Consider the following 23415-nt stretch of genomic DNA (forward strand, 5'->3'; position numbering starts at 1 on the left):
GGCGTCTGGAGTAAGTTTATTTATGCCCTCGATTGAGAAGATGGAAAAAGCAGCGGTTGATTTGAATCGGCAAGCAGAAGTTTATTTGGTTGAAGGAAGGTTGAATGAGGCAGTTGCTGCTTGCGAGTCAGCGCTGAAAATTGAACCGAATTTGGCGGTGGCTTGTCAGACTCTTGGGAAGATAATGCAGGTTCAAGGTGAAGTCGAGCAGGCTAAACAATGGTATGAAGCCGCACTCGATCGCAATCCGAATTTGCCGGAAGTGTATGCTAATCTAGGCAGTCTGTATTCTCAAGGAAAACAGTGGGAAAAGGCGATCGCCAGTTGTGAAAAAGCGATCGCCCTAGCACCGAATTTTGCCGCGGCTTATCGGCTGTTGGCGAAAATTTGGATGCAGTTGGATCGGCGATCGCAGGCGGCAGACTGTTGGTATCAAGCTTTCAAGATCGAGCCAAATTGGGCAACGGCTGAGGAATACGTCACTCTGGGAAATAGTTTAGTTGAATTGGGAAAGCTCGATCGCGCTACTGAGTGTTATTCGCGAGCAATTGAACTAGACCCGAAGCTGGCAACAGCTTATCACAATCTGGGGGAAATGCTGGTCGCACAGAAACGGTGGGATGAGGCGATCGCCAATTACCAACAAGCCATTGCTATCAATCCAGATTCTTTTGAATCTTACCACAGCTTGGGTCAAACTTTGGCGGAGCGAGGAGAAGGCGATCGGGCGATCGACTGTTACCGGCAAAGCCTCGAAATCAATCCGAATTACGCTCGCTCTTATATGGGTTTGGGAAATCTTTTCGCGCAAAGACGCGAATTTGATGAGGCTATTCAATGTTACCGTCAGGTGCTGGAAATAGATCGTGATTCCTATTGGGCACACAATTACTTAGGGGAATCTTTAGCTCACAAACAAATGTGGCAAGAAGCTATTAGTAGCTACCGCAAAGCCATCGAACTCAGATCGGATATTCTGGTGTTTTATTCTAATTTAGGATTTGCCTTAATTAGGGAAAACTTATTGGAAGAAGCTGTTGCCACTTACCGCCGCCAAATAGAAGTAGATCCGAATAATTCTAAGCCTTACAGCGACTTGGGAAATCTTTTACCGCGATTGGGGAAAGTGGAAGAAGCGATGGTTTTCCACCAAAAAGCCGCTGAATTGAGAGGTTGGCCTGAGTGTGCGGCCAAAAATTATGAATTTACCCAAGATTGGTTTACTCACAACATTCATATTTGGAAACGGCATTTGCAGCATCTAGCGGGAATTGCAGATTTTAAAGTGGTAGAAATTGGCAGCTTGCAAGGAATGTCAGCTTGCTGGTTGTTAGATAATATTTTAACTCATCCGACGGCAAATATTACTTGTATCGACTTGTATTTCCAAGAACAATTTCATGGCAATATTGCCAAAACTGGTTCAGCCGACAAAGTAATTCCCTTGCAAGGTTATTCTCAGAAAGTGTTAGTAACCTTGGATTCAGAAGCTTACGATATTGCTTACATTGACGGGTGTCACAAAGCCGGCAGTGCTCTGCAAGATGCGATTTTATCTTGGAGGGTGGTAAAAGTTGGCGGCTTGATGATTTTTGACGATTATGAGTTTACCTATCCCGACAACCCGGAGCAAAATACTAAAATCGGGATAGATCTTTTTCTGGAAATGTTTGGAAGTCAGTTAGAAGTAGTGCACAAAGGCTATCAACTGATTGTCAAAAAAACCGGGAATCAAAGTTTGGGCGAAGAGCAAGCAGTTTTGTGTCAAGGTTGGGAAAAGTTGGGGCATATTGCAGCAGGTGGCGGTTATCTGGATGAGGCGATCGCCTGCTATCAAACTGCGATCGCAATTAAGTCGGGCAATTATCTAACTTACCACAAGTTGGGTAAATGTCTCCAAGATAAGCAGTTGTGGGAAGAAGCTGCGATCGCTTACCAACAGGCGATCGCACTAAATCCTAATTTTAGTTGGGCTTACCACTTTTTGGGAGAAACGTTGCAGGAACTCGATCGATATGGCGAAGCCGCTGCTGCTTACTGCAAAGCTATTGAGTTAAATCCCGATTTTTGCTGGAATTACAGCGGTTTAGGCGATATGTTGGTGCAGCTTTCTGAGTGGGAGGAAGCTGCGACGGCCTACCGCAAGTTTATCGAACTAAATGCGGATTTTTATTGGTCTTACGAGAGATTGGGTAAGGCTTTGATTGAATTAGAAAATTTGCAAGATGCAGAAACAGCTTACCGCAAAGCTATTGAATTAAATCCCGATGGTTGGCTGTACAATAGTTTGGCGGAAGTTCTAGAAAAACAAAGAAATTGGCCGGAAGCAGCGGTTGCTTTTGCCCGTGCTGTTGAGCTAGAACCCCAGCATAGCTGGCTGTACAAGAAGCTGGGCGATGCTTGGCGGGAGCAAGGCGAACTCGAAAGGGCGATCGCAATTTACGAGCAAGGCATCAATATCGATCCAAAATCATTTTGGTGTTACGAAGGATTGGGTTTGAGTTTAATGGCACAACAGCAGTGGGATAGGGCAATATCTAATTTTGTTCAAACCCTGCAAATCAAACCAGATTTGTTTGGAGTTTACTATCATCTAACATATGCTTTAGAACAAAAAGGAGAAGTGAATGAAGCAGACCTGCTCAAACTTGGCTATAATTTTTTGCCGTTAAGTTTTCTCAAAAAATACTGTGGATTTACAGATGATTTGGTGATAGCAGCAGAGTCAGATCCGAGGATTACTTGCACAGACATCTATCCTGCCAGTGAAATCAATTTATCTGACTCCAAAACAATCCACACCAACAGCAAATGCTGGAAAGATGAAAAAATTCATATCAAAAAATCTTTTGTTGCTACCATACCAAAAGGACGAGCTTGGGCAGATATTGCTACTACCGCTGTCATTACTTCAGACAATAAACTTGTTCCCGATATTTCAACGGGTTGTCCTGAGTTGGTAATAAGTTCCGACAAATTGTCTCCCCCCGAACACGTCGAGGGAAATGTAGCTTTTTTATCTGCTCGCTGGGGAGGCGCAGCTTATTTTCACTGGATGTTTGATGTGGTTACACGGTTCGAGCTTTTGCAGCGCTGCGGATTGATAGACACTATTGATAAGTTTGTTGTTAATGCTTGGGATTCGGCTTATGAAAAAGAAACTTTAAATACTTTAGGAATTCCACAAGATAAAATTTTAGAAAGTCGCTACCTGCCTCACTTTACAGCAGATAAATTAATAGTTCCTTCAATTTGTGATGGTGCTTCGGGAACCTCTAAATGGAAATGCGAATATCTAAAACGAATATTTTTAAAGCAAGATGATTGCCAAAATACAAAATATTCAAAACGAATTTATATCAGTCGAAATCGAGCATCCTATCGGCGAATAGTCAACGACGAAGAGGTTGTCGCCTATCTAGAAAAAATTGGGTTTCGTACAGTTAAGTTAGAAATGATGTCGGTAGCGGAACAAGCAGCCTGTTTGGCTGCGGCTGAGGTAGTTGTCGCCCCTCACGGAGGTGGATTGACTAATTTAGTTTTTTGCACTCCGGGAACTAAGGTAATTGAGATTTTTTCTCCTATTTATGTGCCAACTTGCTTTTGGACTATTAGTAATTTGTGTGAGTTGGAACATTACTATTTAATTGCTGAATTGTTTGATGACCAAACTCATAAATATTCTGGCCATAAAGATATGCGGGTAAATATCAACTCGCTAGAGAAGTTGATGAATATTGCAGGAGTTGTGCATGAATAGTCACGATTACCACGAGTTGGGCAATTCCCTGCAAGAAAGCGGTGAGTTTAATGATGCTGTTGCTGCTTATTGCAAAGCTGTTGAGTTAAAGCCCGATTTTTCTTGGTCTCATCACAATCTGGGCGATGTTTTGTTGAAACTGGAACGCTGGCAGGATGCTGTCGCGGCGTACAAAAAAGCTGTCGAGTTAAATCCAGCTTTTTCGTGGTCTTTTCACAATTTGGGCGATGCTTTACTGAAACTAGAATTCTGGGAAGATGCTGTCGCTGCTTACCGCTGCGAGATTGCACTCAACTCAGATTTTGCTTGGTCTTTTTACAATTTAGCCAACGCTTTAACTAAACTCAAACAGTGGGATGAAGCTATTGTCGCGTATTTAAAAGCTATTCAAATTGACGGAGATTTGCCGGGAATTTACCAGAAGTTTGGATATGCTCTCGGACAAACAAAGTCTGACTCAAAGTCATTATCACAACAATTTCAATTGCCAATTACACCGGAAAATTTAGAGTTTTATTTACAGTTAGGAAAGAATTTAGCACAGCGCGATCGCCCAAAAAGTGCAACAATTATTTACCAAATAATCTTGACAATTATACCAGATTGTGGAGAATCGTTAGCGGACTTGGAACGGTTGTTGCAGGAGCAGCAAAAGTACCTTAGCGAAGCCCTCGAATGCGATCGCATTTTAGCCTCAGCCCGCGCCACAGTCGCCCAAAAACCTGATGATTGCTGGTCTTATTACAATTTAGGTGCGGTTTTGAGCCAGCAAAAATATGGAGAGGAAGCGGCGGCAGCATTTTTGCAAGCAATGACAATAAATCCCGATCTTCCTTGGTGGTTTTATTACAATTTGTGGGAAGTTTTGATTGAGGAAAACAAGCTGGATCGAGTGGAGAACTTTTTCCGAGAAGTTGTTGATGCTCAACCGGAAGCTTTTTGGCCTTATTTAAATTTGGGAGAAGTTTTGACTAGACAAGGCAAAATTGCCGACGCAATTAGCTGTTATCAAACTGTTAGTTACAAACAAAGTTTTGCATCTATTCTTAGCAAGAAAGCAAGCAAAATGCCTGTTGCACAAAATATTGAGACAGGCAAGATATCTGTTCCAGAAAATACAGACACAGGCAAGATATCTGTTCCACAAAATACAGACACAGGCAAGATATCTGTTCCACAAAATACAGACACAGGCAAGATGCCTGTTCCACAAAATTGGAACTTAAAACCAGTCAAATTTCCTAAGTTTATAATTATTGGTTCTCAGCGATGCGGCACGACTTCTCTGTACACTTATTTAGCTGAACACCCGCAAATTTTGAGTCCGATTAAAAAGGAGATGGATTTTTTCTCGTGGCACTTTCACAGAGGAATTCATTGGTATTGGGCGCATTTTCCCCCAATGCCACAGGGAGGGGAATTTATAACGGGTGAGGCAAGTCCGAGCTATTTTGATTTTCGGGAAGCGCCGGAACGTCTCTACAGCGCGTGTCCAGAGGCAAAGCTGATTGTGCTGTTGCGAAATCCGGTCGATCGCGCGATTTCTCATTTTTACCGCTTAAAGGGCTTAAACTGGGAAGGGCGATCGCTCGATCGGGCAATTGGCGACGAAATCGAACGGCTGAATCAAAACCCAGAATACATCATCGGTGAGGAGCCTGGGAATTACTTAGCTCGCGGTAGGTATATAGAATTTATTAAAAATTGGCTGTCTTTCTTTCCGCAAGAACAGTTATTAATTTTGAAAAGCGAAGATTTGTATGCAGGTGCGGCGACAACTGTCAATCATGTTTTAGCCTTTTTAGAGTTGCCGGAATATCAATTATCTGAATACCAAAATGCTAATCCTGGTTCTTATCAGCAAGTAAATGAGTCAGTTCGCAAACTGTTGAGCGATTATTTTAAACCTTACAATCAGGAATTAGAAGAGTATTTGGGGAGAAAGTTTGATTGGAAATAAGATATAGCGGTTCTCATAAAGATGAGGTATGTTGTTGGGCTTCAGCCCTCTTAGTTTGATTTGTAGTAGGGTGCGTCAGCCACTTCTGGCTCTTCACCAGAAAATTCTGCTTATCGCTGACGCACCCTACAATATCCACTCGCACGGCATTAAAAGCCAAAGATATATGCACCATTATCTTCTATTTGCATCCGGCTGATATAGCTTTTCTCAAAAAGATGAGGTATAACAGACAGCTTGCAAAACCACTAAATTCAGAGGGCTAAAGCCCAACAACGTCCGCGAATCTTTCTGATAAGCGCTATATCATTTCAAAAGACCCTGTTTCAACCGCCGTCTGCTAAAATTAGAACAACTTGTAATGAGGTAATACAATGCTGACAATCGAGCTAGATACATTACTTAAAGAACAAGCACTCCAACGCCAAGATTCTGAAGAGCGTTACATCACGGATACAGTGAACTGGGAACAATACCAGACACTGCTAAATAGAATTGGAGATACTGCGGGATATCGAGTTACTTATTTAGATGGAGTTTTAGAAATTATGTCACCTTCTCGCCGCCATGAAAATGGTAAAACTCGCATTGGAAATTTGCTGGAAATTTACTTTGTAGAAGCTGATATTGAATATTTCCCTTTTGGGTCTACAACTCTGCGAAAAGAGGAAAAAAGTAGCGGTACTGAACCGGATGAAGCTTACTGTATTGGCACAGATAAAGAATTTCCCGACTTGGTAATTGAAGTGATTGTTACCAGTGGCAGCATCGATAAACTAGAACTCTATAGAAGGTTGAATGTGCAAGAGGTTTGGTTCTGGCGAAATGAGAGATTTTCGATCTACCATTTGCGAGAAGAGATTCCGGTTGAGTTTGTATCAAACTGCGGTTATGAATTAATTACCCAAAGCGAATTGCTACCGGAACTTGATATCGAGATGTTGGCAGAATGTGTCAAAAATCCTCATCCGCTAGCAGCAGCAAAGGCATGGAGACAGACTTTGCGTTAGCGAAGCTTGCAGAAGCAGGATCGATGCTAAACAGCAAGTTTTAATAAATCTGCTCGATCGCCAAGCTGTCGCCAAGACAAGGCACTGACTCTCCCACGCCCCGGAGTTTCAAGAAAAAACCAGATCCCTCTTGACAAGTCGTACTCGTTATGAGTACGCTATAGCAAGCAAGGAAATTTAACCCAAGTACCCAAGGATTCAAAATCATGCTGACGAACCACGAAGGTCAAAGAGTACCCAAAGTCACGTTTCGCACTCGCAAGGACAACGAGTGGGTGGATGTCACCACCGATGATTTGTTTGCAGGCAAAACTGTAGCAGTCTTTTCTCTACCGGGAGCATTCACTCCGACTTGTTCGTCAACGCACCTCCCTGGCTACAACGAATTGGCGAAAGTTTTCAAAGCAAATGGCGTAGATGAAATCGTTTGTATTTCCGTCAACGACACTTTTGTGATGAACGAGTGGGCAAAAGACCAAGAATCAGACAATGTGACGTTAATTCCCGACGGTAACGGTGAGTTTACCGAAGGCATGGGAATGCTGGTAGATAAAACTGATTTAGGCTTTGGGAAGCGGTCTTGGCGTTATTCGATGCTAGTCAAAGATGGCTTGGTTGAAAAAATGTTTATTGAACCGGAGGAACCGGGCGACCCTTTCAAGGTTTCCGATGCCGAGACGATGCTGCACTACATCAACTCCGCAGCAGCTAAGCCGAAGGTAGTTTCGCTGTTTACAAAAATGGGCTGTCCCTTCTGCGCCAAGGCTAAGGTAATGCTGACTGAAAAGGGCTTGGATTATGAAGAAATCGTCTTGGGCCGGGATGTCACAACCCGATCGCTCCGGGCGGTGACTGGGGCTACAACCGTGCCGCAAGTCTTTATCGACGGCAAGTTGATCGGCGGTTCCGAAGCTCTAGAGTCTTATTTGGCAACTGCTTAGTTAGGGAAAAATACTTAGGCTGCGGGTTGGCAGCGCACACCTTACTCTGTTGTTGTGGGTGTACGCTGTCAACCTGCAACCGTCTTTAGGAATATATATCGCCATTCCCAGAGTTCGATCGCACCATTGATCCATTCTCGTGTAACAATTATTTGTGAAGTAATATTAAAAAAATCAGAAATGGGAGTGAACGATCGTGGATTTAAGCCTCGTAGCGTCAAATATCTTAAATCCACCAGTATTAGCATTTTTCATGGGAATGCTGGCGATTTTCCTAAAATCTGACTTAGAAATTCCTGCACCCATCCCGAAACTGTTTTCGCTGTACCTGCTGTTTGCGATCGGATTTAAAGGCGGCGTCGAACTGTCCCGAAGCGGAATCAACCAGCAAGTCGCCCTGACAATCTTCGCAGCGATGCTGATGTCAGCTCTAGTACCAGTTTATACTTTCTTCATACTGAAGATCAAACTCGACTCCTACAATGCCGCGGCGATCGCAGCCACCTACGGTTCCATCAGCGCCGTCACCTTTATCACCGCAACTTCCTTCCTAAAAGAATTAGGAATCGACTTTGATGGTTACATGGTAGCAGCGCTAGCATTAATGGAATCCCCTGCAATTATCGTCGGTCTAATTCTGGTAAGTGTCTTCGGTGGAGAGGAAGGAAAACGCGAAATAGTTTGGTCAGAAGTGCTGCAAGAAGCCTTCCTCAACAGTTCAGTTTTTCTGCTAGTCGGCAGCCTCATTATGGGCATTCTGACAGGAGAACACGGTTGGGAAGTTATGAGTCCGTTTACTCAAGATTTGTTTTACGGCGTTCTGACTTTTTTCTTGCTAGACATGGGTCTGGTTGCTGCTAGCAGAATTAAAGATTTGCAAGAAACAGGAATTTTCCTGATCGCCTTTGCAATCCTAATTCCTATAGTTAATGCAGCAGTTGGTTTACTGATAGCAAAATTAATCGGAATGCCGCAGGGAGATAGCCTGTTATTTTCGGTATTGTGTGCGAGTGCTTCTTACATCGCAGTACCAGCAGCAATGCGGCTGACAGTTCCCGAAGCTAACCCCAGCCTTTACATTTCAACAGCCTTAGCAGTGACGTTTCCGTTTAACATCGTTGTAGGCATTCCCATGTATTTATACGCAATCAATATGTTTTGGATGTGAACTTATGGACGCAGTTAAAAGGATAGAAATTTTTGCGAACTCGGTGGAGCTCCCAAAGATTTTAGACGGTTTAGACAAAGCTGGCGTCCCTGGTTATTCGGTGATTCGCGGTGTCGCCGGCAAAACCACTAGGGGACGCAAATCGGACGATTTAGCAATGAGTATGCTGGATAATATTTATGTGCTGGCTTTCTGCGAACCCGATAAAATATCGGCAGTTGCAGAAAATATTAGACCGGTGCTAAATAAGTTTGGCGGGGCGTGTTTTATTTCGGATGCAGTGGAATTGCTCACTACTAAGTGCGTCGGGTAGTCAGTTGATAGTTGACAGTTGATAGTTGACAGTTGACAGTAGTCATTAGTCATTAGTCATTAGTCAGTAGTTACTGATTATTGGCAGATATAGTCTTTGTCAGAAAGATTCGCGGACGTTGTTGGGCTTTAGCCCTCTAGTTTAAGGATTTATACGAGCTGTCAGGCATACCTCATCTTTTTAGGAAAGGCTATATAACAATTACCAACAGTCAACTGCCATTAGAAACCCGGTTTATTTGATAAATCGGGTTTCTGAATATCTAGCCATTTCACATTATGAAAATCAGCCATTGCTCCTGCATAAAGCAGATTGAGCTTTTACATAAGTTTTTTTTAATTAATTTAGAGTAATTTAATCAACGATAATGTGAGAAAAATCTGTGTTGATTATAGCAATTTTACAATTTAAAAATCATCAGCCATCATTAGCCAGCGGTCATTTCAGGATTAATTGCCCTTCGCTGCCCGCACCTAATTCAGAATTCTTAAGATATAGAAAAGAATCAGTTGCCCAAATCCGTTAGCGTGGTAAATTCTAAGCCACAACAGGCGATCCTCTTCGTTGGCGTAGCCCCCGTAGGGGCGGGCTTCGCTAACGCGCGATCGACTAGCGATATTTTCAATAGGAGTTTAAACATGGCTGCATTAAAAGTCGGCATCAACGGATTTGGTCGCATCGGACGGCTAGTCATGCGTGCCGGCATCAAAAACCCGAACATCGAATTTGTCGGTATTAACGACTTAGTTTCGCCAGAAAACCTGGCTTATCTTTTCAAATACGACTCTACCCACGGTATTTATGACGGCGAAGTTGAAGGGAAACCAGACGGGATTGTCGTTGACGGACATTTTATTCCCTGCACTTCGATTAGAAATCCGACCGAATTGCCGTGGGGTAAAGCGGGTGCGGATTATGTTGTAGAATCTACCGGATTGTTTACAGATTTTGACGGCGGTTCAAAACATTTGACGGCGGGAGCAAAACGAGTAATACTTTCCGCACCGACTAAAGATCCAGAAAAAGTTCCAACTTTTCTAGTAGGCGTCAACCACCACAAATTTGACCCGACAAAAGATACTGTTGTTTCTAATGCTAGCTGTACTACTAATTGTTTAGCACCAATTGCCAAAGTTATCAACGATCGTTTTGGTTTGGAAGAAGGTTTGATGACGACTGTTCACGCGATGACTTCTACTCAGCCAACTGTAGACGGGCCCAGCCAAAAAGATTGGCGGGGAGGACGCGGTGCGGCTCAAAATATTATTCCTTCTTCGACTGGTGCGGCGAAAGCTGTTAGTTTGGTGTTGCCGGAATTGAAAGGAAAATTGACGGGTATGGCTTTGCGGGTGCCGACTCCTGATGTGTCTGTGGTTGACCTTACTTTCAAAACGAGTAAGGAAACTAGCTATAAAGAAATTTGTGAAGCTATGAAGAAAGCTTCTGAGGGCGAACTGAAAGGTATTCTTGGATATACTGAGGATGCGGTGGTTTCGACAGATTTTCAGGGCGATGCCCGATCGAGCATTTTTGATGCAGGTGCGGGTATTGAACTCAATTCTAAGTTTTTTAAGGTCGTTTCCTGGTATGACAACGAGTGGGGTTATTCTAACCGCGTGATCGATTTGATGCTGTCGATGGCCGAGAAAGACGGACTTTTGGGTAAGTAGTATTGTAGGATGGTTCGGCGGGGCGATCGAATGCGAACACCAATAAATCTAGATTTTGCCGCGCCGAACCTAGGATCTGGGTAGACCACCATAGGTTAAATTTTTGTTATTGTCGATCGCACTCCAAGTCGAATTATGTCTGAATTGCCACCGCTGAACAACGAAACTATTTGGGCCATCCTCAACGAAGAAATGGACGATGCTGCTGTCAACAAATTAGTTTGGCTGTATCTGGGCTACCGCCTCGATGCGGAGACTGGTAAGTGGAACAGCGATAATGTTGCTAGCGAGTGGCGCGAAGATTATCCAGAACCGCCGGATTTTATTGATTCTAGGCCCGCGACAGTGAAATTGACGCGATCGACTCTTCCTGAAAACAAGCAGTTGCTAAAGGAAAAATTGGGATTTAAGGGCTATAAAATCGGGGAATTCGGGCCGAGACAGACTCGCAGGGCGACGATGGCTAATTGGTTGATGGCTTTTATGGAGACTGGGGCGTAAAGGGAACTATATTTTTTCTCTAAAAGTGCGTCTGTTGGTAGGTGTAAAAATTGAGGGGTTGAATTTTTCGGCTGTAATTCAACTACTGTAAGGGTTTGATGCCTCAAGCGGGAACAAAAGTCAGACGCAATTGCTGAAGCCTTTATCTGATGGTAGTTTCAAGGCAGAAGTCAAGATTTGATGTTGACAGGTAGAGGCTGAAATGATATTTTTAACTTGTCAGACGCAAACGAACCTTGAAAACTAAATACCGCAATGGTTTTAAATGCGATCGCGCCGTAACCTACCTAAATCCCTATTAGGGATTGAAACTACCAAGCGCCGGGTTCGCAGGTCGCTTGCCAGCAATCCAGGTCGTAACCTACCTAAACCCCTATTAGGGATTGAAACTCGCTTGGCATATTCCAAGCAAATTTAATGCCTCGAGCCGTAACCTACCTAAATCCCTATTAGGGATTGAAACTGCCCTGCAATTTTGTCGGTTCGGACGATCGTACAAGCCGTAACCTACCTAAATCCCTATTAGGGATTGAAACTTCACATCGCACTTAAAAGCGATCGCAAAATCCCGCCGCAACCTACCTAAACCCCTATTAGGGATTGAAACCAGGAGCCAATGAGTCTATGAATATTGTAATCCAAGAGCCGTAACCTACCTAAACCCCTATTAGGGATTGAAACTGCAAGATTGTCAGGAACCGTATCAATTTCAAAATTGGCCGTAACCTACCTCAACCCCTATTAGGGATTGAAACCAGCTAAAAAAGCGATCGCCGATTATTCCCGGCGAGACCGTAACCTACCTAAATCCCTATTAGGGATTGAAACACTCGGCGCTTGGCCTTAGTGACTGCTTTCATCGGCCGTAACCTACCTAAATCCCTATTAGGGATTGAAACTCTTAATCAGCTAACGCAAGGTGGTGTCGTCAAGCCGTAACCTACCTAAATCCCTATTAGGGATTGAAACTCAAATTCATCAGGCTCAAAATAAGTAAATTTTGCCGTAACCTACCTAAATCCCTATTAGGGATTGAAACTCGCCGTCGGCATTGTCATCCCACACCTGTTTCATGCCGTAACCTACCTAAATCCCTATCAGGGATTGATATAGTCTTTCTTAAAAAGATGAGGTATAGCTGACAGCTTATATAATCCTTAAACTCAGAGGGCTGAAGCCCAACAACGTACCTTATCTTTCTGACAATTGCTATATCTCGATCGCACTCTACGCCTCTACCTCTCTTTCTCTGTATCAAAAGCGTACTCTGCATTTAATCGACAAAAATTCAGCCTTGTGAAACTCAAAAAACACCAAAACTCGATCGCCCACACCAACATTATCAGCACCACACCTGACATCCGGCGGTTGGATGCACTATTCTAGAGTCTGCACAGAACCATTGTGACGAAAAATTCATGAAAACAACTACCATATCTCGCTTAACCAGTATTTCTCTAGCTACTCTGATGCTAGTCGGCGTTTCAGTAAATGCGATCGCCACACCAGCCACCACCCAACCCGCAACCCAACTCGCCCAAGCTACCGCCAAAAAGCGCCTAGTAGTCATGGACTTCGACTACGGCACTACCAACAGCTATTACAGTTCCTACAGAGGAGTCGGCGCAGCTAAAGGCATCAGCGAAATGCTAATCAACGAGCTTGTCAACAACGGCACTTACACAGTAGTCGATCGCAGCAAACTCGAACAAGTCCTCAAACAAGAAAATCGTAGCGGTTCAATGGATGCCGGTACCGCAGCCGAAATTGGCAAAAAACTAGGAGTTGACGCCGTACTTATCGGCACTATTACCAAGTTTAATATCGACAGACAATCCGGCGGCGGCAGTTTCATGGGTATCGGTGGCGGTTCCCAAAAAACTAAAGCTACCGTGCAAATAGACGTGCGGTTAATCGGAACAGCTTCCGGAGACATTCTTGCCACCGCCAAAGCAGTAGGAGAAGCAGATAAAAGCGATTCGAGTTTTTCTGTCAGAGGCATTGGTGGCAATTCCGGCAGTAGCAATGAAGATGGACTTTTGAGCGCAGCAGTTGACAAAGCCGTAGCCCAAATGGTCACTAAACTTGCAGAAGTCTCTAAGAAATTAGGCTAATAAGTTTCCAACTATTTTAGATTTTAGATTTAATTATGCCAAATCTAAAATCTAAAATCTAAAATTTTAATATCGTGTCCGTTCTATTGCCTGTTAAAAAGCAATACCGTTTACTGGTATACAGTCCTGGGGGTAAACTGCTATGAAAAATAGATACGGAGATTGCTTCGTTCCTCGCAATGACAATTTTAAGTAAACCGTATTGTGTTAAAAAGTTCTTTCCCTCGTTGAGGGCGTTTTATAGAGATTGTGAATATCAATCAAAAATTGTTACTGAAATCCGCCCGACTCATTTAATATTTATTGGTAACTGCATCAAATCTGGCCGACATAGCTGTTCTCATTCTCGATTGAGCTATAGCATTTATCAGAAAGATGAGGTATGACTTTAAAAGGAGTTTTTGATGCGACCTCGCTTACTATATAACACAAGAGGGCTGAAGCCCAACAACGTACCTCACCTATCTGAGAAGGGCTATATGACAGTCTTTTAGGGGGGAAATAAAACCAAATTATCCACTGTTTGAATCCTCTTCCTTTTAGGGAAAGGTAGCCCGCAAACGGTCAATTTTCAACTGTCAACTGAAAACCAAGCCTTAATAGTTTAATTAGTTTTGGGGTTTGAGTCAGAAACAACAACGCATTTCCCCTGTTGATTCGGGTCGGGACTCGGATTAGTTGCTACCTTAGAAATAGCATCTTGTTCTTGAATCCATCCGATATCCCCTGCTTGCAATTTGGCACTTTCTACTCCCACTGTTGGTTTAACCGTGGGAGAGGGCGAGGCAGTTGCGGATGCCGGAGATGGAGAGGAATTTGCCGAGGCCGGAGATGGTGAAGCAGTTGCGGATGCCGGAGATGGTGAAGGATTTGCGGATGCCGGAGAGGGCGAAGGATTTGCGGATGCCGGAGAGGGCGAGGCAGTTGCGGATGCCGGAGATGGACTGACTGCTGGTGTTGAAACAGTAGAAAAATCCTTATTTAAGTTGGGCTTGGGAGAGTTCGATCGCGCTATTTCAGGAATCGAACAAACTTTCAATTCCAGCCAGTTGCCTTGAGGCGTAAGCTGTTTGTTTGTTACCTGCAAAACGCTACCGGCAGGGACTGTTCCCTTAACGGGCGACTCACCGATCGCAACTTGCAAATTCAAGCGATCGCCCAATGAGCCCAATTCCTCATTCGCATAACTTTTAATCTCTACAAACGTGCCTTTTTCTAAAGATTTGCTCCCAGTAGGTACAGATTCTACTGTTTTCCCCGGCCCGTTTATAGGATTAGTTAAATGGCGTTTCCCAAAAAGCGACTCCCCGGCAGTATCGATCGCCCGACCCACCGGAGGAATGAAAAAATAAGCAAATACACCCCCCAAACCCAACAAAAATACAATTTTGACCAGCAGCGTCAATAGACTTTTGCCTTTTTCTGGCAATCGTACTAACTGCGTCTTCACTTGAGAATTGGTATCGCTAAGGCTGGGGCTTTCCGTCAAATCGGTTGGCATATCCTCGCTGTCAGCAATTAGTTCCATCGGCACTTCTAAAGGTGCGACAGACAATTCTGTCAAAGTATTGCTTTCTTCCCTCAAATGTGCTTGACAGTGAATCAAAGCTACAGTGACATTATCGTGACCGTTTCTAGTATTAGCAATCTCGATCAGTCGATCGCGCGCCTTCGCCACAGTAATGCTACCGTCGAGAATCGGCAAAATCTCCTCTTCCCAACATTGCTCAACTCGGTCTTTATCGCTCAAACCGTCGGAACACAGCAGCAAAACGCAATCCTCATCCACCGGAAAACGTTGCACCGTCGGGTGGAGAGTGTTGGAAGAAGTAATGCCCAAAGCTTGAATCAGAGCTCCGGCGGCCACTTGTTCCAAAGCATCCCGGTAGAGAGAGTAGCCCAAACGCACCTCGCGGCAAGCCACATCGTCATCGAGAGTAATTTGATAGCAGCCGGTGCGGGTAATCCAGTAGGCTCGACTGTCTCCCACGTGGGCGACATAGAGCTCGTGAATGTGCGCTAAAGCCATCACCAGGGTAGTACCCATGCGCTGGCGACCTTGGCGGTGTTCCGTGTCGTTGCGACCGGCTATTTTGTCGTTAGCAGCACAAGCTGCCCGTTCCAACTTAGAAGTCAGGCTCAGCGGATCCCAATTAGCTTGATGCAGGGGCATTTGCAGCAACTTGTCCCGCAGCACAGTAATCGCCAATTCCGAAGCGACTTCGCCGCCGTCTTGTCCGCCGATACCGTCACAGACGATCGCACAAGCTTCCGCTCCCGGAATTCCCGAAAACACCGTACCATCGGACGGATAGCAAGCATCTTCGTTGTGAGCCCGCGCTCTACCGACATCCGTGCCCGTGGCAATTTCCACAGTCCGATCGTAAAATCGGCCGCATTTTGCCAGAGCTTTATCCAATTGGCTCATCAGTTGTTCGCCGTGGCGCACTTGACCGGCGACCATTTGCTGGCAAAGCTGTCGCAAAAAATTGGCGATTGCTGGGTGAGCATCATCGATCCACTGCTGCCACAATTTGCCCAATTGCGACAAACTAGGCGGTTTGCGATCGGGCTGCAATTCCAGAAACCGAACTAATTGCCCTTCCACCCGCAGCAGTTCCGGAGTCAGCAGCGTCGCAGCCACGCCCTGAGCGATAAACGGCTGCCAAACTTTGGCAATTTGCCACAACCAATTTAGCTGTCGCATGGCGGCGGCCCCTTTCCAGGTGTCCGCCAATTCCGGCATTAATGATTCCGTCACCTTTAAAATAGGTGAGTTTTCCAGCAGCCAGATATCTCCCGAGAGCTTGCTGATCCGGGACGATACCAGTCCGTATACTTGAGGTACGTGCAACTGATAGGCAAACAGTCTCAGATAAGGAGCGATCGAACTCGGAATCTCTTCGGGCATTTCGGGCAACTGTTCAGGTTGAGTATCGACAAGAAGTCGATCGCGCTTGACCAAATAGCGACCCCCGATCAGATCGCCCGGCTTACACGCTTTGATCCCTTCACCTACAGCCCACAAATAGTGTTTTGGCACAGAGTTTTGCATAAGGGTTCCTGACGCCTTTGGGCCCAGTGCTGATCTGAACTATTCTAGCGCTTGAACCTCGATGGGTTGATACGTGGCGATTATTTTACACCCCCGCTTTCTCAGCACGCGGGGATTTTTAAGAATTTACAGTGCTAATTTCCTGATTTTTCAGGTTCCTAGGCTCACCAAGCTAGCACTTTTCCGTGCTCTGTTATTTCTCCAGATAATGTTTTAGGCGTGACTTCCCCCAGTCCAGCAGTTGGTTTTAATGTCTTGTACTGACAAAAACAGTCTACCATTTTGTGGGCGCCCGCATAAATCTGGCGATCGGCTTTGAGAGCTTGACCCAGGCGCGACGGAACCGAAGTCAGGAAGCTGGAGGGATCGATGTTTTTACCATATTCCCGATCGTGCCAATTTCCTAAGCAATCGCGACTTTGACCCCGAATAGAGACTTTAACTAACTGTAATGCTAGGATGCAGGTACGTAGAAGTCCCCTGAGCCAGCAGGTATAAATAAGTATCAATTCTCACTTTGGTCGCGCAGGGCGATCGGTGCCTAGTGCTTGAGTTTCGCCAGTCAAGTTAAATTTAACCTTACCCGCATACCGATGCCAGCCCCCGACAGGAGTCGCAAGCAGCACAAAAAATTAGATATTAGTTCAAGCCCCCAGATTCATCTTTGGTCTCAATCTAAAATCTAAAATCTAAAATCTAAAATTTAAAATCGATCGGCCTCTGCAAGCAGTTAAGTATATAACCATGCCCGTACAAGAGCCCAGTACCATTCCCGAGAATTTGCCCGAGCCAAAGCTGCTCCCTCCCGTCGAGGTAGACGAAATGCTGACTAAGATTAAGCATTCCCACGGTTTTTATTACCAAGTGATGAATCTTGAGGTGTGGGCGCTGGTGGAAACCTTGGATGGGCTATTTCCGGGCGCTTGGGGTCAGTTTATGACCAACCGCCAAGTTGCGGTAAAACAGTTTTTGCAGCGCGATCCCAATTGTGCGGTAACTTCCAACAATAGCGGGAAAGACGCAGAAACGGCGGGGAGCGAGGAAGATTGATCGAGCAAGTTCGGCAATGGATTTTGTAGCGGATGTAACGGATGTAACGGATAGGAAAAAGGACGTTCGGCCTTACTCGCAATGTGCGGGATGTAACGGATAGGAAGAAGTAAGAAGGAAGAGGGAAGATTTTCTTAATCTCCCCCTCTCCCTCTCTCCCTCTCCCCTTAGAGGTGAACTTTGGCATCAACTTGAGGAAGTCCCATGCTGTAGTTGACAGCGCGGCTGTTGAGGTTGTAGCTGATTTGGCCTTTTTGTAAGAGCGATCGCACCAAGTGTTCCAATTCCGAACCAATGCGGCGGAGATTGTATTCAGTCAAGTCTTCGCCTTCGTAGGAGTCTACGAGTTGGTCGAATTTGGCATATACCTGTTTGACTGACTCGTCGTTCCAGTTGAGTTCGTTGTCTGGGTCAATGTCGATCGTCAAAAGGTCGTTGCTGGGTACGAGTTCGTTGTCTTCGAGGATGGCGGTGTATATGCGAATATGGCGGGTTGTGGACTTGAGCTGCATGAGTTCGTATTTGTAAAGATTTTTTCCTGAACCTATTGTAATGGGTCAAAGACCCTTGCAGGACTAAAAACGAAGGCTTTCGCAAGTTACAATAGTTCCGAATTGGGATAGGAGGACAAGGTGGAAGGCAAAAGATTTATTCACTCCCTGCAACTGCAAAACTTCCTTTCCTATGGAAGTGAGGGGGAAAAAATTGAACTGCAACCCCTGAATGTATTGATCGGTACTAACGCATCGGGCAAGTCTAACTTAATCGAAGCGATGGGAGTGTTGAAGGCAACACCTACAGACTTACTTGCTCCGATTCGTCAAGGAGGTGGTATCAGCGATTTTTTGTGGAAAGGTGAAAAAGGTACTCCCACAGCAAAAATTGAGGCTATTTTAGATTATCCAGAACGAACGATGCCACTGCGCTATCAGATTAGTTTTACCACATCCGGTCAGAGACTTGAGGTAGTGGACGAAGCTATAGAAGATATGAAACCGCGCGATAGTTCAGAAAGCGAGCCATTTTTTTATTACCGTCATAATAATTGGGGGCGCCCAGTTATCAACGTTACAGAGGACAATGAGCAAACAAGAAAGCTGCGGACTCTGCGGCGAGAAGATATCATTCCCGATCAATCTATCTTATCTCAAAGAAAAGATCCAGAACAATATCCAGAACTATCATATCTGGGAAATAAATTTGCAGATATTGGTTTATATCGTAACTGGCAGACAGGGAGAGATTCAGTATCGAGAAAAGCTCAGCAAACTGATTTGCCCGAACATCCACTCCTAGAAGATGGTGGCAACTTAGGACTGGTTTTAAATAACTTACAGTTACAATTAGGAAGCAGGCAGATTATTGAAAAATTACAACTGTTCTACGATGCAGCCGAAGAACTGAATATCAAGATTTATGGCGGTACTGTCCAGATATTTATCCGCGAAACAGGATTAATTCAGCCAATTCCCGCAACTCGTTTATCAGACGGTACGCTGCGTTATTTATTCTTAATAGCTTTACTCCTAGATCCAACTCCTGGGCCACTTATTTGTATAGAAGAACCGGAGATTGGCTTGCATCCCGACATTCTGCCTGCGATTGCTGAAATGCTGATCGAAGCCTCAAAGCGTACACAATTGATTGTGACGACTCATTCCGATGCTTTAGTGTCGGCGCTGAGTCCTGAGTCTGTGTTAATATGCGATCGGGATGATAGAGGAAGTCACCTGAACCGTCTCGATCCAGAACGACTAAAAAAATGGCTTGAAAATTACACTTTGGGAGACCTCTGGCGGATGGGAGAAATCGGGGGAAACCGATGGTAAAGGAGGTTCGCATTTACATCGAAGGTGGCGGGGATGGCAAGAATACAAAGCAATTGCTCCGACAAGGATTTAGCAGTTTTTTCAAAGAACTGGTGCAGGTTGCCCGCAGCAAGCAAATCAAGTGGCAGATCGTGCTCTGCGGTTCTAGGAATAATGCTTTCAGGAATTTTAAAAATGCTTTGGCAGATCACCCAAATACCTTTGTCATACTTCTGGTTGACTCAGAAGCACCTGTTGAAAAGCAGTCGCCTTGGGAGCATTTGAAGTTCAGGGATAATTGGGATTCGCCTGGGGTTGATGACACTCATTGCTATCTCATGGTTCAAGCGATGGAAGCTTGGTTCCTGGCCGATATTGATACTTTAAAAAGATTTTACGGGCAGGGATTTAAAGAAAATGCGATTCCTAAAAATAGGAATGTAGAGATGATTGAAAAGGATTTGTTAGAACCAAGTCTGAAAGCAGCTAGCCGCGACACAAAATCGAAAGGCGAATATCAAAAGATACAGCACGCTTCCAAGCTGTTAGAAATGTTGAATGTTGACAAGGTTCGCAAAGCTTCTTCAGAGTGCGATCGTATTTTTAGAACTCTCACCGAACTCATGGAACAAGCTAAATGAACAAGTATATCTAAGTAATAGAAGGACTCTTCGTCCTTACTACAAACAGGCTCGTAGTGAAGACTTTAGTCCTTCTTCTTCTAAGGACTAAAGTCCTTACTACAAACATTAATTTATTTGTAAGTTTTCCCGTCTGGCATAATTGCGCCTGTGAGCTTTGCCTTTTCCAGATTTGCTCCTGTTAAGTTTGCTCCAGCCAGTTTAGCCTCCTTCAGGTTAGCTTTCTCTAGGTTTGCCATCGTCAAGTTTGCCCCGCGCAAGTCTGCTAAAGTTAGATTTGCTTGACTCAAATTGACGCGGATCAAGCTAGTTCCGCAGAGATTGAACCCGCTTAGGTTTTGCCCGCTCAAGTTGACGCTATCAAGGTTTACTCCAACCAAACTTACCCCTACAAGATTAACACCTCTGAGATCGAGACCTCTGAGGTTAGCTCTCTTCAAGTTAGCTCCAACAAAACTTACACCTGTGAGGTCAGCAACCTTCAAATTAACGTTCATCAGGTCTACTCCTGCAAAACTGACACCTGTCAATTTAACGCCTGTTAGATTAGTACCAATTAGGCTGGCACTGTTAAGATTTGCTTGACTTAAATCTGCTCCTGCCAAATTAGCACTATTGAGATTAGCCGAAGTTAGGTTAGCATTATTTAGATTGGTGGCGGTTAAGTTTGCTCCACTGAAATTTGCCCCTGTTAAGTTTGCTCCGCTGAGATTTGCCCCTGTCAGGTTTGCTGCTGTGAAATTTGCATCGCTTAATATGGCTTGATGGAAATTTGCTTGAATCAGTTTTGCATACTCCAATTTGGCCTTAGTTAGGTTTGCACTGCTTAACTTAGCTCCTATCAAATCAGCTTCTTGCAGATGTGTTGAACTTAAATTTGACTTTTGCAGATTAGCTCCACATAAATTTACTTTTTTTAAAGTAGCTCCCTTGAGGTTAGCTTCTGTCAAATTTGATTCTGACAAAATGACATCAGCTACCAAAGTTTTTTCACTCAAATCTACTCCGAATAAATTGCAGCCGGTAAAGTCCCTTTCACCCGCATTATATCGCTGCCAAAATTCTTCAGTGCTGATAGCTAGTTCTCGATCGTCAAGCTTAGCATTCACAGGAATAGCAGCAGGCGATTCTACCGCTTTGCTAGATACAGATTCTGCTTGCAATTGCTTATCTACCCGATCGCTAAAAAGCCTCAAAACCTCAGCATCATCAAGCTTCTGAGCCACATTCTCGGTGCTTTTCACCTTATTCTCAACATGATACTTGTCCACAAAACTTTGCAATCCAGCATTATATCCTTGTCCTACAGCTTGAAATCTCCATTCACCATTCTTTTTGTACAAACGTCCAAACTCTAAGGCCGTTTCTTGCGAAAAAACCTCTTTTAAATTATACCGAACCAGTTCGCTACCAGTCTTGAGATTGTAAAGCCGGATAAAAGCATTCGTGACTTGACTAAAATTTTGATTATTTGCCTGTCCCTCGTGAATGGTAACGACAAACACAATTTCCTCAACAGCAGCATCGATCAGACTCAAATCCACAAAAACTGTCTCGTCATCTCCCTCAATTTGCCCGTTCCTGCTGTCTCCGGAATGGCGCACCGCACCGTCGGGGGATGTCAAATTGTTGTAAAATACAAAATATTTTTCATCGGGAATCCGACCGTCAGCCCCTAACATGAAAACAGATGCGTCAATGTCGTAGTTTTGTGCTGTCTGGCTGACTTGCCACCCCAGGGCGATCGCAATTTTATTGAAATCAGGAGATTCCTTAGAAAGATTAAATCTTTCACCCTTCGTTAATTCGATAGTCATCTTCAAAAATTACCGGATATTTGAAATTAGCGCCTTAAATATTTTAAGCTATTAGTTAAAGAGGATACAACAATGTTGTGCCCCTACCCAGCCTACAATACAGATTATTTATGTTAAACCGGAAACAAATTGCATTTTATCTAGAAGATATTGAAACACCCACAGGGAGAACCGTTAGTTTAATTATTACCGGACTAATTCTCCTCTCTTCCGCCAGCTTTATCGCCGAAACTTATCCGATTTCCCAATCCGTTAGAATCAAATTACAAACTCTCGACACCGCCCTTTTAGTTGTTTTTGCTGTCGAGTATCTACTGCGCCTTTGGTGCGCTGACTATAAAATTAAGTTTATTTTTAGTTTTTTCTCTATAGTCGATTTGGTGGTGATTTTACCATTCTTTTTGGGATTTGTCAATGTCAGTTTTATTCGGATTTTTCGCTGGTTTAGAATTCTCAGACTCATCCGCTTTTTGGAATTGAAAAATTCAGTGCTTCGTATCAGCAGCGAAGATGGAGTAATTTTTTCCAGAATTCTGTTTACTTTGCTGGCGATAATTTTTGTTTATTCTGGTTTGATTTATCAAGTTGAACATCCCGAAAATCCTGAAGGTTTTAGGACTTTTTTGGATGCTGTTTATTTTTCGGTTGTCACGATGACTACGGTGGGATTTGGCGATGTTACTCCGATTTCGGAATCAGGCCGTTTTCTGACTATTTTGATGATTTTGACTGGAATTGCTCTGATTCCTTGGCAATTGGGGGATTTGATCAAGCAGTTAGTTAAAAGTGCTAATCAGGTAGAAACTGTTTGTACGGGTTGCGGTTTGTCTGTACATGATGCTAATGCTAAATTCTGTAAAATATGCGGCACTCAGTTAGATAATGGTAAGAGGTAATTGGGCATTGGCCAAACAGGGAAGAAGGCCAAACAGGGAAGAAGGCCAAACAGGGAAGAAGGCCAAACAGGGAAGAAGGCCAAACAGGGAAGAAGGCCAAACAGGGCATTGGTTATTAGAATTAACCAATAACTAATAACTAATAACCAATAACCAATAACCAATAACTAATAAGCAATGACTTCTTTAAGCCAAGAGTAACAAGATTTCAAATTCGGTACCGATGCCTAATTGCGATCGCATTCTGAAGGCCCCGCCGTGTTTGCCGGTCACGATTTGATAGCTAACGGCTAAGCTGGTTTCTTTGAGGGTACGTTTTTCGGTAGAGAATGATTCTAATATTTTATTGTACTTGTTAGCTGACATTCCTGGGCCGTTATCTGCTAGGCGAATCGAAACCCAGCGAACGTGTAGTTTATCCAAATCGCTCGCAGGTTCGGGACAGCAGACTTGAGTTGTGATTTCAATTTGAGGCTGGCGCTCGAATTCTTTTATTACTCCACCTTTGAACTCTTTTGCCAATTCTTGACCGACTGCTTCGTTAATTAATGTATTAATAGAATTGGTCAAGATATTCATAAATAGTATCCGCTCAATAATTCGGGGTAGCAGAGAAAAAAAGTAAGCAGAGTAAAAAAAGTGTGATAAAATAGGACACATGACGCCAAAGATTATTTCACAAGACAAGTCACCCTACAATATACTGCTGCT

At 44.1% G+C, this 23415-nt stretch carries 19 protein-coding genes; 13 read left to right on the top strand and 6 right to left on the bottom strand.

What is annotated here, in order from left to right:
* Window positions 1-22 precede the first annotated feature (22 nt).
* Window positions 23-3760 (top strand): tetratricopeptide repeat protein, encoded by a 3738-nt coding sequence (locus QZ918_RS04805; protein ID WP_293331731.1) that lies wholly within the window; start codon window positions 23-25, stop codon window positions 3758-3760.
* Window positions 3753-5720 carry a tetratricopeptide repeat-containing sulfotransferase family protein gene (locus QZ918_RS04810; protein WP_293331733.1) on the top strand — a complete coding sequence of 656 codons (1968 nt, stop codon included), beginning with the start codon at window positions 3753-3755 and terminating at the stop codon, window positions 5718-5720. Before QZ918_RS04805 ends, QZ918_RS04810 begins: the two co-directional genes overlap by 8 nt.
* A 13-nt stretch (window positions 5721-5733) precedes the next feature.
* Here QZ918_RS04810 and QZ918_RS04815 read toward each other — a convergent pair whose 3' ends face one another.
* Complete coding sequence (locus QZ918_RS04815) at window positions 5734-5895, bottom strand: hypothetical protein (RefSeq protein ID WP_293331736.1); 162 nt, start codon at window positions 5893-5895, stop codon at window positions 5734-5736.
* A 199-nt stretch (window positions 5896-6094) separates the two neighbouring features.
* Between QZ918_RS04815 and QZ918_RS04820 the strand changes: the two genes are divergently transcribed.
* From QZ918_RS04820 to QZ918_RS04850, 7 genes are all read left to right on the top strand, one after another.
* Entirely contained in the window at window positions 6095-6730 is a 636-nt protein-coding gene (locus tag QZ918_RS04820) for a Uma2 family endonuclease (protein ID WP_293331739.1), read from the top strand.
* Between the two features lie 206 nt (window positions 6731-6936).
* A complete protein-coding gene (locus tag QZ918_RS04825) occupies window positions 6937-7671 on the top strand; it encodes a glutathione peroxidase (RefSeq protein WP_293153765.1) in 735 nt (244 codons plus the stop codon).
* A 196-nt stretch (window positions 7672-7867) separates the two neighbouring features.
* The gene (locus tag QZ918_RS04830) at window positions 7868-8839 is read left to right on the top strand and encodes a sodium-dependent bicarbonate transport family permease (RefSeq protein ID WP_293153762.1); all 972 of its coding nucleotides are present in this window, start codon (window positions 7868-7870) and stop codon (window positions 8837-8839) included.
* A gap of 4 nt (window positions 8840-8843) precedes the next feature.
* Window positions 8844-9152 carry a P-II family nitrogen regulator gene (locus tag QZ918_RS04835; RefSeq protein WP_293153759.1) on the top strand — a complete coding sequence of 103 codons (309 nt, stop codon included), beginning with the start codon at window positions 8844-8846 and terminating at the stop codon, window positions 9150-9152.
* Window positions 9153-9790: 638 nt separating this feature from the next.
* Complete coding sequence (gap, locus tag QZ918_RS04840; RefSeq protein ID WP_293331780.1) at window positions 9791-10822, top strand: type I glyceraldehyde-3-phosphate dehydrogenase; 1032 nt, start codon at window positions 9791-9793, stop codon at window positions 10820-10822.
* A gap of 135 nt (window positions 10823-10957) precedes the next feature.
* Window positions 10958-11323 carry a DUF1823 family protein gene (locus tag QZ918_RS04845; protein WP_293331742.1) on the top strand — a complete coding sequence of 122 codons (366 nt, stop codon included), beginning with the start codon at window positions 10958-10960 and terminating at the stop codon, window positions 11321-11323.
* A 1418-nt stretch (window positions 11324-12741) separates the two neighbouring features.
* Entirely contained in the window at window positions 12742-13437 is a 696-nt protein-coding gene (locus tag QZ918_RS04850) for a CsgG/HfaB family protein (RefSeq protein WP_293331745.1), read from the top strand.
* Between the two features lie 604 nt (window positions 13438-14041).
* Here QZ918_RS04850 and QZ918_RS04855 read toward each other — a convergent pair.
* Window positions 14042-16492 carry a PP2C family protein-serine/threonine phosphatase gene (locus QZ918_RS04855; protein WP_293331748.1) on the bottom strand — a complete coding sequence of 817 codons (2451 nt, stop codon included), beginning with the start codon at window positions 16490-16492 and terminating at the stop codon, window positions 14042-14044.
* 164 nt (window positions 16493-16656) lie between these two features.
* Window positions 16657-17001, bottom strand: a complete 345-nt coding sequence (locus QZ918_RS04860) for a hypothetical protein (protein WP_293331751.1) — start codon at window positions 16999-17001, stop codon at window positions 16657-16659.
* Window positions 17002-17236: 235 nt separating this feature from the next.
* Between QZ918_RS04860 and QZ918_RS04865 the strand changes: the two genes are divergently transcribed.
* Window positions 17237-17542, top strand: a complete 306-nt coding sequence (locus tag QZ918_RS04865) for a hypothetical protein (protein WP_293331754.1) — start codon at window positions 17237-17239, stop codon at window positions 17540-17542.
* A gap of 167 nt (window positions 17543-17709) precedes the next feature.
* On the opposite strand, the gene QZ918_RS04870 is transcribed toward QZ918_RS04865, so the two are convergent.
* A complete protein-coding gene (locus QZ918_RS04870) occupies window positions 17710-18054 on the bottom strand; it encodes an NAD(P)H-quinone oxidoreductase subunit M (protein ID WP_293153741.1) in 345 nt (114 codons plus the stop codon).
* Between the two features lie 120 nt (window positions 18055-18174).
* On the opposite strand from QZ918_RS04870, the gene QZ918_RS04875 reads away from it, so the two are divergent.
* Window positions 18175-19371, top strand: coding sequence for an AAA family ATPase (locus tag QZ918_RS04875; protein WP_293331757.1), 1197 nt, complete (start codon window positions 18175-18177; stop codon window positions 19369-19371).
* The gene (locus QZ918_RS04880) at window positions 19365-19991 is read left to right on the top strand and encodes a DUF4276 family protein (RefSeq protein ID WP_293331760.1); all 627 of its coding nucleotides are present in this window, start codon (window positions 19365-19367) and stop codon (window positions 19989-19991) included. Before QZ918_RS04875 ends, QZ918_RS04880 begins: the two co-directional genes overlap by 7 nt.
* Window positions 19992-20104: 113 nt before the next feature.
* Here the strand turns inward: QZ918_RS04880 and QZ918_RS04885 are convergent, their stop codons facing one another.
* A complete protein-coding gene (locus tag QZ918_RS04885; protein ID WP_293331765.1) occupies window positions 20105-21808 on the bottom strand; it encodes a pentapeptide repeat-containing protein in 1704 nt (567 codons plus the stop codon).
* Between the two features lie 110 nt (window positions 21809-21918).
* Between QZ918_RS04885 and QZ918_RS04890 the strand changes: the two genes are divergently transcribed.
* Window positions 21919-22704 (top strand): ion transporter, encoded by a 786-nt coding sequence (locus QZ918_RS04890; protein ID WP_293331768.1) that lies wholly within the window; start codon window positions 21919-21921, stop codon window positions 22702-22704.
* A gap of 186 nt (window positions 22705-22890) precedes the next feature.
* Here QZ918_RS04890 and QZ918_RS04895 read toward each other — a convergent pair whose 3' ends face one another.
* A complete protein-coding gene (locus QZ918_RS04895) occupies window positions 22891-23283 on the bottom strand; it encodes an ATP-binding protein (protein WP_293331771.1) in 393 nt (130 codons plus the stop codon).
* Between the last annotated feature and the right edge of the window lie 132 nt (window positions 23284-23415).

The sequence above is a fragment of the Microcoleus sp. CAWBG58 genome (genome assembly GCF_020883045.1).
GTDB lineage: Bacteria > Cyanobacteriota > Cyanobacteriia > Cyanobacteriales > Microcoleaceae > Microcoleus.